The sequence below is a fragment of the Polymorphospora sp. A560 genome, assembly GCF_045781765.1.
GTDB classification, from domain to species: domain Bacteria; phylum Actinomycetota; class Actinomycetes; order Mycobacteriales; family Micromonosporaceae; genus Polymorphospora; species Polymorphospora lycopeni.
This window is the reverse complement of sequence record NZ_CP122282.1, coordinates 4,305,928-4,317,957: the sequence shown is the minus strand read 5'-3', so window position 1 is coordinate 4,317,957 and position 12,030 is coordinate 4,305,928. Positions and strand designations below refer to the sequence as shown.

Sequence of the window (12,030 nt, the reverse complement as noted above, 5' to 3'; positions counted from 1 at the left end):
GCCACGTGGTGTCGGGGGCGGTGCCCACGGTGGGCCCCGGTCGCGCGGCGGGTTCGTCATCGCGGGCCTCCCGGTGACGGTCCTGAACGGACGTGAACATGGATGGTGAGCCTGTCCAGAAGTTGCGGACAGAAGTTCGATGTCAAACATGTCCTTGCCGCAATTTTGCGGAGGGTCGGCCAAATGTTTCAGACGCGCGACGGTCGCGTCAACGGTTGAAGTCGATGGATGTAGTCCTGGCCGGACCGTGGCGGCGATTCATGGTGATACGTCACGATCGAAGTCCCGCCGGCCCGGCCCGGTGGCCTTCCTGCGGCACGATGTGCCGGTGATCCTGCTGCTGCCCGCCGACCCGATGCGCCCGCGCCGACCCGACGAACACTTCGCCGCCGAGGCGGCGGCAGCCCGCGACCTGGGCTTCGACGTCGTCCTCGTCGACCACGACGCGCTGGCCCGGCCCGCCGACCCCGAAGGGCCGGCGCCCGTCCGTACCGTGGCCCGCACCACCGCGACCGGCGCCGCCTTCTACCGGGGCTGGATGCTGCGCGCCGGACGGTACGCCGCCCTCGCCGCCGTGCTGCGCGAGCGGGACATCGCCCTGCGCACCACGCCGGAGCAGTACCGCCGGGCACACGAGTTGCCCGGCTGGTACGCCGACCTGGCCGACGTCACGCCGTACTCGGTCTGGACCACCGGCGCCGACCGGGCCGGCTTCGACCGGGCCCGCGCCGCGTTCGGGTCCGGTCCGGCGGTGCTGCGCGACTACACCAAGTCGATGAAGCACCACTTCGACGAGGCGGCCTACATCGCCGACGTCGCCGACGCCGACGCCGCGTGGCGGGTCGCGTCCCGGTTCCTGGAACTGCGCGACGACGAGTTCGTCGGCGGGCTGGTGCTGCGCCGCTTCGAGCGGTTCGTCTCGGCCGAGGTGCGCACCTGGTGGGTCGACGGGCGGCCGGCGCTGGTCACCGCCCACCCGGACACCCCGGGCCGGCCGGTGCCGGCGGACGTCGACCTGTCCGAGGTCGCGCCGCTGGTCGCCGCCCTCCGGCTGCCGTTCGTCACAGCCGACCTGGTCCTGCGCGACGACGGCCGGTGGCGGGTCGTCGAACTCGGCGACGGCCAGGTCAGCGACCGCCCGGCCGGCACCGACCCGGCCGACCTGCTCGCCGCCCTGCGGCCCGCCGCCCGCTAGCCGGCGTCGAACCGGGCCACCGGCCACCCGGGCGTACGGCAGGCCGACCGCCCGTCGATGCGGTGGTCGGCGGCGCGTACGCTTGCCCCACAGCAACTATCGGGACGAGGGAGAGCGGTCTTGACGCTGGCCATCACGCGCGGTGAGTCCGACGGCACGGCCGTACTGCGCCTGTCCGGCGAACTGGACATGGCCACCGTGCCCGTGCTCAACTCCGGTGTCGACGAACTGCTGGGCGACGGTCGGCACCACATCCTTCTCGATCTGGAGGGGTTGGCGTTCTGCGACTCCGCCGGCATGGCCAGCTTCGTCCGGGGCGACAACGAGTGCGCCGCACGTGGCGGCTGGCTGCGGCTGACCGGCTTCACCGGTCCGGTCGAGCGGGTCCTGCGGGTCACCGGGCTGGTCGAGGTCCTCAACTACGAACACTAGGCAGGTAGCAACGATGGTCGAAGCCCCCGCCACCCCCGTCCGGATTCTCGTCGTCGACGACGACGCCGGCGACGTGCTGATGATCGAGGAGGCGCTGGCGGACTCCGGTATCGACAAGACCATCGACATCGTCGGCGACGGCGAGGAGGCCATGGAGTTCCTGCGCCGCGAGGGCCGCCACCACGACGCCCAGCGGCCGGACATGATCCTGCTGGACCTCAACATGCCCCGGATGGACGGCCGTCAGGTGCTGACCCAGGTCAAGAGCGACGAGAGCCTTCGGACCATCCCGATCGTCGTGCTCACCACGTCCAGCGCCGACAACGACATCCTCGGCAGCTACACGCTCCAGGCCAACGCCTACGTCACCAAGCCGATCGACCTCGACGAGTTCAACGAGGTCGTACGGCACATCGACCAGTTCTTCGGCCGGATCGTGGTGCTGCCCCGGCGTCAGTGACCCGGCGCGCCGCGCGCCGGCTCCGGCCGACCCCGGCGGAACCGCCGCCCCCGGCCGTCCGCCGGGGGCGCGGCAACCGGGCGGTACGACATCTCCACCCGCGCCCCACCCAGCACGTCACCACGGTCGATGACCAGCCGCCCGCCCGCCTCGGCGGCGACCCGGCGCACGATGTCCAGCCCCAGCCCGGTCGACCGGGCCCCGCTGACCCCGCGCCGTACGGCCGACGCCGAGTCGGCGATCCCCGGCCCGCCGTCCTCGACGGTGAGCGCGTCGCGGGTCAGCGTGATCCGGAACGGCGTGCCGGCGGCGGTGTGCCGGAAGACGTTGCCGAGCAGGGCGTCGACCGCGCCGATGACGTCGGCCCGGCCGGCCGCCAGCCACACCGGCTCGGACCCGCCCCGCACCTCCCACCGCCGGCGCTGGTGGGTCGCCGGCACCGTCCAGAACGCCAGCCGGTCGGCCAGCACCTCGGTCAGGTCGGTCACCTCCGGTTCCGCGCCGGGCGGCGGCCGGCGGGCGCTGAGGATGATCGCGTCGATCTCCGCGTCGAGCGCGTCGACCGACTCGCGTACCCGGTCGGCCGCCCCGCCGGGCGGTAGCGCGTCGGCGTCCAGCCGCAACGCGGTCAACGGTGTACGCAGCCGGTGCGACAGGTCGGCCGCCCGCTCCCGTTCGGCGTCGACCAGCGACACGATCCGGTCCGCCATCGTGTTGAACGCCGTACCCGCCTCGGCCAGCTCGACCGGGCCCGCGGGGCGTACCCGGGTGGTCAGGTCCTCGGCGCCGAACCGGCGGGCGGCGCCGGACAGTTCGCGGGCCGCGGTCACGACCCGGGCGCCGAGCCGGTCGGCGAGCGCCACCGATCCGGCCACCAGGACCGCGGCCAGCCCGGCCATCGCCAGCCACGCCGTGCCGACCCCGCGCCGCAGGTCGGCCGTCGGCACGAACACCTCGACGACCGCGGTCCGGCCGCCGTCGAGCGCCGTCGGCTGCAGGTAGGCGAGCCCGCCCGGGACGTGCGCGGTCACCGGGTGGCGGCGGTCGCGGACCAGGGCCACGTCGGCGGTCGCGGCCCGGGGCGTGCCGACCGGTTGCTGGTCCGGCAGGTGCAGGACCAGCCGGTCGTCGGCGCCGGCGGCGGTCGTGGCGGCGGCGCGGGCCAGCACCGCCCGGTCGTCGGTGACCGCGATCGCGGCGACGATCGCGGTGGCCTGCTGCCGGGCGTCGGCCAGCGCCCGGTCGTGTGCGATCTGCTGCGCCAGCAGGGCCAGCGGCAGCAGGAACGCCAGCGCCACCATCGACGTCGCCGCGAGCGCGCCGCGGACCAGCGCCGACCTCACGACGGACCGACGAGCATGATCCCCACGCCACGTACGGTGCGCAGCAGCCGGGGCTGCGCCGCCGTCTCGCCCAGCTTGCGGCGCAGCAGCGAGATGTGCGCGTCGAGGGTCTGGTCGCCGCCGACGAACGGCTGCCGCCACACGTTGACGAACAACTCGTCGCGCGGCACCACCCGGCCGGCCCGCTCGCCGAGGTACGTCAGCAGGTCGAACTCCTTGCGGGCCAGCGGCAGCGGCTGCCCGTGCAGGGTCGCGGTGCGGGTGTTCGGGTCCAGCCGCAGCGGCCCCACCTCGACCGGCGGCGGCAGCTCCGACCCGGCCGGCACCGGCCGGCCCCGGCGCAGCACCGCCGCGATCCGGGCCTGCACGTGCGCGGCCGAGAACGGCTTGGTCACGTAGTCGTCGGCGCCGGCGTTGAGCAGCCTGATCACGTCGTTCTCGCCGCGCCGGGCCGTCGCCACGATGATCGGCACGTCGCTGACCGCCCGGATCATGACGAGGGCGTCGGCACCGTCCATGTCGGGCAGTCCCAGGTCGAGGATGACGACCGCCGGTGGCCGGGCGGTCACCTCACGCAGCGCCGCGAGGGCACTGTCCACCGGGCAGACCGCGTAACCGGCCTCGGACAGCGCGTGGGTCAGCGCGCGCCGGATCGCCGGGTCGTCTTCGACCAGGAGCACGAGGGGCATGGTGGCACCGTACCGACGTTGACAAGATGGGCGGCATGGGTGGATGGCGGGCGGTGGGCCGGTTCGCGGCGTGGGCGACGGCCACCGCGCTCAGCGCCGGGCTGGTCTGGCTCGGCCTCCAACCGGTGCTGCGGACCGCCGTACCCGACCGGGTCGAGGTCGAGACCGGCGCCGCGCTGCGCGGTGCCGGCGACGGGGTGACCGCGCCGCCCACCCCGACGCCGCCGGTGCCGGTCACGCCGCCGACCGGCACCGCGTCGCCCGGACCGGCCACCCCCACCGCGACCGGTCCGGGCACCCCGACGCCGCGCCCGTCCGGCTCCCGGTCGCCGGAGCCGACGGTGGTGCGTACCACCGCGCCCGCGGCCACCGTGGACGGCTGGACGGTGATCACCGAGCGCGACGGGAGCACGTCCTACCTGCGCCAGTTCGACGTGCCCGGCGGCACGACCACGATCCGGATGACGCCCAGGCGGGTGCACCTGGTCTCGGCCACGCCGCGTCCGGGGTACACGATGGACACCCTCCAGGGGCAGCCGGACCGGCTGGTCGTCCGGTTCTGGACCAGCGACCGCATCCACACCGTCGACGCCATCTGGTGGAACGACCGACCGTACGCCGAGGTCTCCGACAACGCCTGAGCCGGTCCGGCTACCGGGCCGGCTACCGGGGCCGGCGGTGTCGGAAGAGGACGCTGGACGCGGCGTAGCCGACCACCAGGAGGCCGCCGAACCAGGCGACCGCCGCCGGGACCGGGTTGTCGACCGGTACGTCGGTCAGCAGCCCCCGGATCGCCTCGATCATCGGCGTGATCGGCTGGTGCTCGGCGAACCCGCGCAGGAACCCCGGCATCGTGTCGGTCGGCACGAAGCCGCTGCTCAGGTACGGCAGGAAGAGCACCACGAAGGTGAACGCGCTGGCCGACTCGACCGAGCCGGCGAGCATGCCGAGGAAGACCGACACCCAGGACATCGCGAGCATGAACAGCACCAGCAGCCCGATCGCGGCCAGCCATTCCAGCGGCCCGGCGGTGGGCCGGAAGCCGGACGCGAACGCCACCGCCAGCACCAGCACGGTGGCGAACAGGTTGCGGGTGACGCTGGCGACGACGTGGCCGGTCAGCACCGAGGAGCTGAGGATGGGCAGCGACCGGAACCGGTCGACGATGCCGTTGACCATGTCGGCCGCGACGGCGACCGCGGTGTTGGCCGACCCGTAGCCGGCGCAGAGCAGGATCACCCCGGGCACCACGTACGTGACGTAGGCGGTGCCGGTGTCGATCGCGCCGCCGAAGATGTGCACGAACATCAGCATCAGCATGGTCGGCAGGAACGCGCCGAGCAGCAGCGTGTCGACACTGCGTACGGTGTGCCGCAGGCTGCGCCCGATCATGACCAGCGAGTCGCTGGCCGCCCAGTAGAGGCGGGCGTGGGTGCTCATCGGTTCTCCTTCACGGCGGTGGATGCGCCGCCGCCGGTCCGGGCCGGGGCGGTGGCGGGGGTCGGCCCGGCGGTGGCGGTGCCGGTCAGGGCCAGGAACGCGTCGTCGAGGGTCGGGCGGTGCAGTTCCACCCGGGTGACGGCGACGTCCCGGGCCGCCATCGTGTCGAGCAGGGCGCGGAGTTGGGCGGCGGTGCCGTCGGTGGGCACGCTCACGGTGCGGCTGTCGCGGTCGGGGCGTACGGCCCGGTCGCCGAGGTCGCGTACGGCCCGGTCGAAGTCGTCCAGGCCGGCCAGCCGCAGCTCCACCCGCTCGTCACCGACCTGCGCCTTGAGCTGTTCGGCGGTGCCCTCGGCGATCACCCGGCCGCCGTCGACCAGAGTGATCCGGTCGGCGAGCCGGTCGGCCTCCTCCAGGTACTGGGTGGTCAGCAGCACGGTGACGGCGGTGGCGGCGAGTTCGCGGACCATGTCCCACATCGCCTGGCGGCTGCGCGGGTCGAGGCCGGTGGTCGGCTCGTCGAGGAAGATCAGCGGCGGTTCGGTGACCAGGCTCGCGGCGAGGTCGAGCCGGCGGCGCATCCCGCCGGAGTAGGTGCGGACGATCCGCCGCCGGGCGTCGGTGAGGTCGAAGCGTTCCAGCAGTTCGACGGCGCGCCGCCGGGCGGCCCGGCCGCCGAGGCGCCCGAGCCGGCCCATCATCACCAGGTTCTCCTCGCCGGTGAGCAGTTCGTCGACGGCGGCGTACTGGCCGGTGAGGCTGATCGAGGCGCGTACCCGGTCGGGGTGGCGCAGCAGGTCGTGGCCGGCGACGGTCGCGTCGCCGCCGTCGGGGCGCAGCAGGGTGCTCAGGATCCGGACCATCGTCGTCTTGCCCGCCCCGTTGGGGCCGAGCAGGGCGTGGATGCTGCCCCGGGCGACGGCGAGGTCGACGCCGCGAAGCGCGGTGAACTTTCCGAAGGACTTCGTGATCCCGCTGGCCCGGATGATCGGGTCGTCGGTCATGGCAACCTCTCAGGAGCGAAACTGTGTATGTCGTACACGTATCTGTGTAGGTTATACGCAGTTTTAGGATGGGGGTCAAGTGCCGACCGACCGACGCGGGTGACGATGGACGACAACGCCATGACCGAGCTGCCGCCGACCCTCGAACTGCTCTGGGGGCGGCGCGAGCGGCCCCGCCGCGGTCCCAAACCCGGGCTCAGCCTGGAGCGCATCGTGGCCGCCGCCGTCGAGATCGCCGACCGCGAGGGACTCGCGGCGGTGTCGATGAGCCGGGTCGCCGAAGAGGTCGGGTTCACCACGATGTCGCTCTACCGGTACGTCGCCAGCAAGGACGAACTGCTCGCCCTGATGGCCGAGACCGCGATGGGATCGCCGCCCGCACCGCCACCGGCCGAACAGGGCTGGCGGGCCGGCCTCGCCGGCTGGGCGCGGGCGCTCATGGCCGGATACGAGCAGCACCCGTGGTTCCTGCAGGTCCCGATCAGCGGCCCGCCGCTCGGCCCGGTCCAACTGTCCTGGCTGGAGAGCGGCCTGCAGATCCTCGCCCCGACCCGACTGGAGGACTACGAACGGGTCGCCGTCATGCAACTGCTCAGCGGCTTCGTACGTAACGAGGCGCAACTGCGGATCGACCTCGTCCGGGCGGCGACCGCCGCCGCCGCGCAGGAGGGCGGCCCGCCCCCGTCGTACGGGCAGATGCTGCGCCTGCTCGTCGACGCGCGGCGGTATCCGGAACTGTCCCGGATCACCACCGCCGGAAGCTTCGACGACGCCGGGGGATACTCCGACGAGGAGTCGGAGTTCGGCCTCCAGCGCATCCTCGACGGCATCGCCGCCCTGGTCGACGCCCGCGAGCGCGAGCCGGCCGCCGGCTGAGGGCGGCGCTGCGGCCGCCGTGTCGCACCCGCACCGCTAGCCTGGCCGGCGTGTCGAACCGGTCATACCTGTGCGTGAGCACCTACCCGAGCATCTATCCCGCCTTCGCCAAGTCCGACTACGACCCGAAGCTGAACACCGTGGCCGCCGACGTCAACTGCGTACCGTTGCTGTGGCTGGCCATGTTCCGCGCCGCCGACCTGCGGACCGAGACCTTCGAGGTGACCGAGGGCAGGCACACCGAGAAGGTGGTGGCCACCGCGCCGGTCGCCCCGGTCGAGCGGGCCCTGACCCAGCTCGACGCGGCGGTGCCGGTGTTGGAACGGCTGTTCGGCGAGCCGCTGGCGGCATACGCCGCGCTGCTCGGTGCCGGCGTACGGGCCGGCGAGGGCGACCACGTCACCATCGAGCTGGAGGAGATCGCCGTCCTCGAGGGCGACGAGGAGGGCTACTACGACAAGCTCCGGCTGGCACTGGCCAGCCTCGACGGGTCGGGCGACGCCACCGCCGACCGGGACCGGCTGGCCGATCTGGCCCAGCTCGGCCCGGCCCGGCCGTTCCCGCCGGCCCGCCTCCTGCTCGACGACATGGACGCGACCGACGACGACTACTGGAACCACTGCCGGCTGATCGGGGCGAGCCACCTGCGCCCGGTGCCCTGGGAGACCGAGTCCGCCGGACGGCCGGGCCGGGCCTGACCCCGGTCCGGCCCGGCCGCCCGGCGGACCGCGGCGGCGACCGTGCCGGGGTCGATGTCGGCCATGCACGCCGGCCCGGCCGGCGACAGCGGGCAGTCCGCGGTCCACCAGCAGCTCTGCTCGCTGATCGTGGTCGGCTGCCGGTGCGGGCAGTCCGGCCGGCCCTGCAGGTCGACCGACAGGCCGCCGGGCGACGCCGGGCCGGTTCGCGCGGGGTTGGCCGGCGCCCCCGTGCCGGCCGCCACCGGGGCGGCGGCGGCCAGGCCGTACCGGCGGGCGTCGGTCGGGCCGAACAGGGCCACCGTGCCGGCCCCGGCCGCTGCCGCCACCCGCACCGGTCCGGTGTCGGCGCCGACGACCACCCCGCCGCGCCGGCCGGCGGCGGCGAACAGCGCGGCCAGCCGGCGCAGGCCGGTCCGGGGCAGCAGCGGGCACGGCGGCGGCCGGCCGTCCGGGCCGCCGACCGCGAGCACCGGGTAACCGTCGTGGCGCAGCAGCCGCACCAGTGCCTGCCAGTGCCGCCGCGGCCAGCGCTTGACCCCCATCCCGGCGTCGACCACGAGCAGCACCGGCGGCCGGCGGTTCTCCCGGGGCAGCCACGACGCCATCATCAGCTCGCCGGCGTCGAGTTCCTCGGGGCGTAGCCGCAGGCGGGGGCGGGCACCGACGTCGGCGGCGTCGATCAGCCCCTCGGCGTACAGGATCCGCAGGTAGCGCTCGCCGACCGGCTGGTCCGGCGGCGGCCGGCGCCACAGGTCGGTCACCGCCCGCCCGGCACCGTCCTCGAGCAGGGCGGGGATGGCGTCGTACCGGGTGGTCGTCACCGCCAGGTCGGGCCGGTGCAGCGCCAGCGCGTCGACCACCGCGGCCCGCTCGGCCCCGGAGTGCCCCTGACCGATAGTGATCACTTCGGTGACCGCCGGGTCGCCGCGCAGCAGGTCGCCGCCCGGTTCGTGGGTCAGCACCCGCAGCGCCGCCGCCGGATGCCGCCGGGCCAGGGCGTGCACCGCCGGGAGCAGCATCACCAGGTCGCCGAGCCCGCCGAGCAGGTCGACGACCAGGATCTCCCGGTACGGCTCAGTCATCGCCGACCCCCAGCAGACGCTCGTACGCGGCCCGGTGCGCCGCGGCGATGCCCGGCCAGGAACGGCGGGTCGCCACCAGCCGCCCGGCGCGGGCCAGCCGCCCGCGCAGCGCCGGATCGGACAGCAGCCGGTCGGTGGCGCGGGCCACCGCGGCCGCGTCCCGCCGCCGGTCGATAACCGCCACCGTCACGCCGTCGACCAGGTCCGGGTCACCCGCCGGCGCCGTGGTGACCGCCGTCGGCAGCCCGTGCGCCAGCGCCGCCACCAGCGCCCCGCTCTTGGTCGTCACCCCCTCGCAGAACGGCAGTACGGCGCCGTCCGCCGCGTGCAGCGCCTCCGACACCTCCGGCGCCGGCAGGTAGCCGGTGAACGTGACCGCGTCGCCGACGCCGTGCGCGGCCGCGATCCCGGCCAACTCGGCCCGGAAGGCGTCGGCCTGCGGCTCCGGCAACGCCCGCGACGTGAAGCCGCCGACCACCGCCAGGTGCAGCGCCGGATGCCGGGCCCGCAGCCGGGGCAGCGCCTCCAGCAGGTAGCGCACCCCCTTGACCGGATGCACGAACCCGAAGAACACCAGCAGTACGGTGTCGGCGGGAAGCCCCAGCCGGCGGCGGAACCGGCGCCGGGCACCGGTCGCCGCACCGTGGTCGTCGACGTTCGCCGGCACCGGCACCCGCAGCGGGCGGCGGCCGGTCCGCTCGGTCACCACCGCCGCGTGCGCGTCGTTGGTGACCAGCACCAGCTCGCTGCCGGGCACCAGCCGCCCGCTCTCCCGGTCGACCCGGGCGGCGCGCTCCAGCCGCCGCCACACCCGGTCGGGCAGCCACGACGGCGCCGCCCACGAGCCGTACTCGTGCAGGGTCGTCACCAGCGGGACCGAACGGGGGAGCAGCGGCGGCAGCAGCAGGCCGGGGCGGCCGGAGAACCGGAACGCCGACGGGGCGAACTGCACGTGCACCAGATCCGGGGCCAGCCGGCGGACACTCCTCGCGGCCCCCCGTACGGCGCCGAGCCAGCCCCCGGCCCGGCCCGGTGCGACGGACACCCGCGACACGTGCACGTCGACCTCGCGCAGGGCCACCTCGAGCCGGCGGGTGTAGTCGGCGACCCCGTCGAGGGTCGGGTCGCCCGCCCCGCACACCATCGCCACCCGGACCGGTCGCACGCCACCCCCGTCCACCGGCGCCGGCTTCCCGTACCGGGGCCCGGCAAACCACCCCGGGGACGCGCCGAACCTCCGACAGGGCCGCCTCGGTGGTCGCGCTACTCGATGTACTGGCGTACGTTGGCGACGCGGCAGCCTGGGTGGGCCGCGCACCAACGGACCTCGGAGACCACGTGAACGGACCGGACGACTCGGTGACACTGCGACGTGACGGGAGGCTGGCCAGCGTCATCCTCAACCGTCCCGCGCGCCGCAACAGCTTCGATCTGGCGATGCTCGGTCGCTTCGAGGAGGTGTTGCACGAACTGGGCCGGGACTCCCGGGTGGAGGTGGTGGTGCTCACCGGCGCCGGCACCGAGTTCTGCGGCGGCACCGACCTCGACGCGCTGGCGACGCTGGACGTGGCCACCACGATGCACGTGCAGCGGCGCACCGCCGAGCTGGTGGAGCGGTGGTTCCGCCTGGAGCAGACGACGGTGACGGCCTTCAACGGGCCGGCGAGCGGGGCGGGGGCGGTGCTCGGGCTGGCCAGCGACCTGCGGGTCGCCGCCGACACCTGCTTCTTCACCTTCCCGGAGGTGACCTTCGGCGCCCCGCTCACGTGGAGCGGGATGGCGATCCTCGCCGACCTGGTCGGTGCCGACCGGGCCAAGCGCTGGCTGCTGCTCGGCGACCGGATCGAGCCGGCCGGGATGCTGCGCTACGACCTGGTGACCGAGGTGGTGCCGGCCGAGCGGCTGGCGGTGACGGCGGCGGTGCTGACCGACCGGCTGCTCGGGGTGTCGCCGGTGGGCCGTTCCATGATCAAGCGGGCGGCGCGGCTGGCCGGTCCGCGCTTCGAGGCGTCGGCGGCCGACTCCTACCTGGGCGCGCTCAGCCTGGCGCTGCTGCCCGCCGGTGAGAACGGCCACGAGGTGGTGACCCACCGGCGGGCGGCCGGGTGACGGCCGGCCTCAGGTGATGACCAGCCGGGCGGCCAGCGCGAGGAAGACCGTGCCGGCGATGCGGTTGAGCAGCTTGTCGACCTGCCTGCGGCGCAGCAGGAACGCGCTCGCCTTGCCGGCGACCAGCGCGATCAGCGCGTCGATGACGAAGCCGACGATGACGAACAGCAGGCCGAGCACCAGCAGCTGCACGCCGGTGCCGCCCCGCTCGCGGTCGACGAACTGGGGCAGGAACGCCAGGTAGAACAGCACGATCTTGGGGTTGAGCAGGTTGGTGACGGTGGCCCGCCAGAGCACCGTACGCAGCGGGACCCGGGGGCGGTCACCCACCACCGGGGGCTTGCCGCTGTCGATCCAGGACCTGATTCCGATGTAGACCAGGTAGGCCGCGCCGGCCCATTTGATGATGTCGAAGAGCACGGGTGCCGCCGCCATCAGGGTGGCCAGCCCCAGGGTGACGGCGAGGGTGTGCACGAGCATGCCGACCGCCATGCCCGCCGACGCGACGACCCCGGCCATCGGCCCCTGACTGATCGCGTGCGCCAGCACGTAGATCATGTCCGGCCCCGGGGTCAGGCAGATGACGACGATGGCGACGACGAAGATTGCCAGGACCCCGGGGTCGATGGGCATGAGTTGAACACCGTTTCACTGGGCGGGTCGGGCGGACGCGCGGCGCTGTGCCGGCGGCCGGCGGGT

Annotated in this window: 14 protein-coding genes; 7 read left to right on the top strand and 7 right to left on the bottom strand. The window is 74.4% G+C overall.

Annotated features, from left to right (window positions below):
• Positions 1-328: 328 nt before the first annotated feature.
• From QCD66_RS19270 to QCD66_RS19260, 3 genes are all read left to right on the top strand, one after another.
• A complete protein-coding gene (locus tag QCD66_RS19270; protein ID WP_375735383.1) occupies positions 329-1,195 on the top strand; it encodes an ATP-grasp domain-containing protein in 867 nt (288 codons plus the stop codon).
• A gap of 120 nt (positions 1,196-1,315) precedes the next feature.
• Positions 1,316-1,627: an STAS domain-containing protein gene (locus QCD66_RS19265; RefSeq protein WP_357537329.1), complete on the top strand. Its 312-nt coding sequence runs from the start codon at positions 1,316-1,318 to the stop codon at positions 1,625-1,627.
• Between the two features lie 13 nt (positions 1,628-1,640).
• Positions 1,641-2,087 (top strand): response regulator, encoded by a 447-nt coding sequence (locus QCD66_RS19260; RefSeq protein WP_357537327.1) that lies wholly within the window; start codon positions 1,641-1,643, stop codon positions 2,085-2,087.
• Here QCD66_RS19260 and QCD66_RS19255 read toward each other — a convergent pair.
• Complete coding sequence (locus tag QCD66_RS19255) at positions 2,081-3,430, bottom strand: ATP-binding protein (RefSeq protein WP_375735384.1); 1,350 nt, start codon at positions 3,428-3,430, stop codon at positions 2,081-2,083. The two genes, QCD66_RS19260 and QCD66_RS19255, sit on opposite strands and share 7 nt — an antisense overlap.
• Complete coding sequence (locus tag QCD66_RS19250; protein WP_364206315.1) at positions 3,427-4,119, bottom strand: response regulator transcription factor; 693 nt, start codon at positions 4,117-4,119, stop codon at positions 3,427-3,429. Before QCD66_RS19250 ends, QCD66_RS19255 begins: the two co-directional genes overlap by 4 nt.
• Positions 4,120-4,154: 35 nt before the next feature.
• On the opposite strand from QCD66_RS19250, the gene QCD66_RS19245 reads away from it, so the two are divergent.
• Positions 4,155-4,760 carry a hypothetical protein gene (locus QCD66_RS19245; protein WP_375735385.1) on the top strand — a complete coding sequence of 202 codons (606 nt, stop codon included), beginning with the start codon at positions 4,155-4,157 and terminating at the stop codon, positions 4,758-4,760.
• 22 nt (positions 4,761-4,782) lie between these two features.
• Here QCD66_RS19245 and QCD66_RS19240 read toward each other — a convergent pair whose 3' ends face one another.
• Positions 4,783-5,559 carry an ABC transporter permease gene (locus tag QCD66_RS19240; protein WP_375735386.1) on the bottom strand — a complete coding sequence of 259 codons (777 nt, stop codon included), beginning with the start codon at positions 5,557-5,559 and terminating at the stop codon, positions 4,783-4,785.
• Positions 5,556-6,563, bottom strand: coding sequence for an ATP-binding cassette domain-containing protein (locus QCD66_RS19235; RefSeq protein WP_375735387.1), 1,008 nt, complete (start codon positions 6,561-6,563; stop codon positions 5,556-5,558). Before QCD66_RS19235 ends, QCD66_RS19240 begins: the two co-directional genes overlap by 4 nt.
• Before the next feature lie 105 nt (positions 6,564-6,668).
• On the opposite strand from QCD66_RS19235, the gene QCD66_RS19230 reads away from it, so the two are divergent.
• Together QCD66_RS19230 and QCD66_RS19225 are read left to right on the top strand one after the other, a co-directional pair.
• Entirely contained in the window at positions 6,669-7,439 is a 771-nt protein-coding gene (locus QCD66_RS19230; protein WP_364206303.1) for a TetR/AcrR family transcriptional regulator, read from the top strand.
• A 50-nt stretch (positions 7,440-7,489) separates the two neighbouring features.
• Positions 7,490-8,137 (top strand): hypothetical protein, encoded by a 648-nt coding sequence (locus QCD66_RS19225; protein ID WP_375735388.1) that lies wholly within the window; start codon positions 7,490-7,492, stop codon positions 8,135-8,137.
• Here the strand turns inward: QCD66_RS19225 and QCD66_RS19220 are convergent.
• Positions 8,047-9,222 (bottom strand): glycosyltransferase family 9 protein, encoded by a 1,176-nt coding sequence (locus QCD66_RS19220; RefSeq protein ID WP_407566711.1) that lies wholly within the window; start codon positions 9,220-9,222, stop codon positions 8,047-8,049. The two genes, QCD66_RS19225 and QCD66_RS19220, sit on opposite strands and share 91 nt — an antisense overlap.
• The gene (locus QCD66_RS19215; RefSeq protein ID WP_375736836.1) at positions 9,215-10,387 is read right to left on the bottom strand and encodes a glycosyltransferase family 4 protein; all 1,173 of its coding nucleotides are present in this window, start codon (positions 10,385-10,387) and stop codon (positions 9,215-9,217) included. The genes QCD66_RS19220 and QCD66_RS19215 overlap by 8 nt, the downstream gene beginning before the upstream one ends.
• Before the next feature lie 173 nt (positions 10,388-10,560).
• Here QCD66_RS19215 and QCD66_RS19210 point away from each other — a divergent pair, with 173 nt between their 5' ends.
• A complete protein-coding gene (locus tag QCD66_RS19210) occupies positions 10,561-11,331 on the top strand; it encodes an enoyl-CoA hydratase/isomerase family protein (protein WP_357537308.1) in 771 nt (256 codons plus the stop codon).
• A gap of 9 nt (positions 11,332-11,340) precedes the next feature.
• Here the strand turns inward: QCD66_RS19210 and QCD66_RS19205 are convergent, their stop codons facing one another.
• Entirely contained in the window at positions 11,341-11,964 is a 624-nt protein-coding gene (locus QCD66_RS19205; RefSeq protein ID WP_364206290.1) for a LysE family translocator, read from the bottom strand.
• Positions 11,965-12,030: the final 66 nt, after the last annotated feature.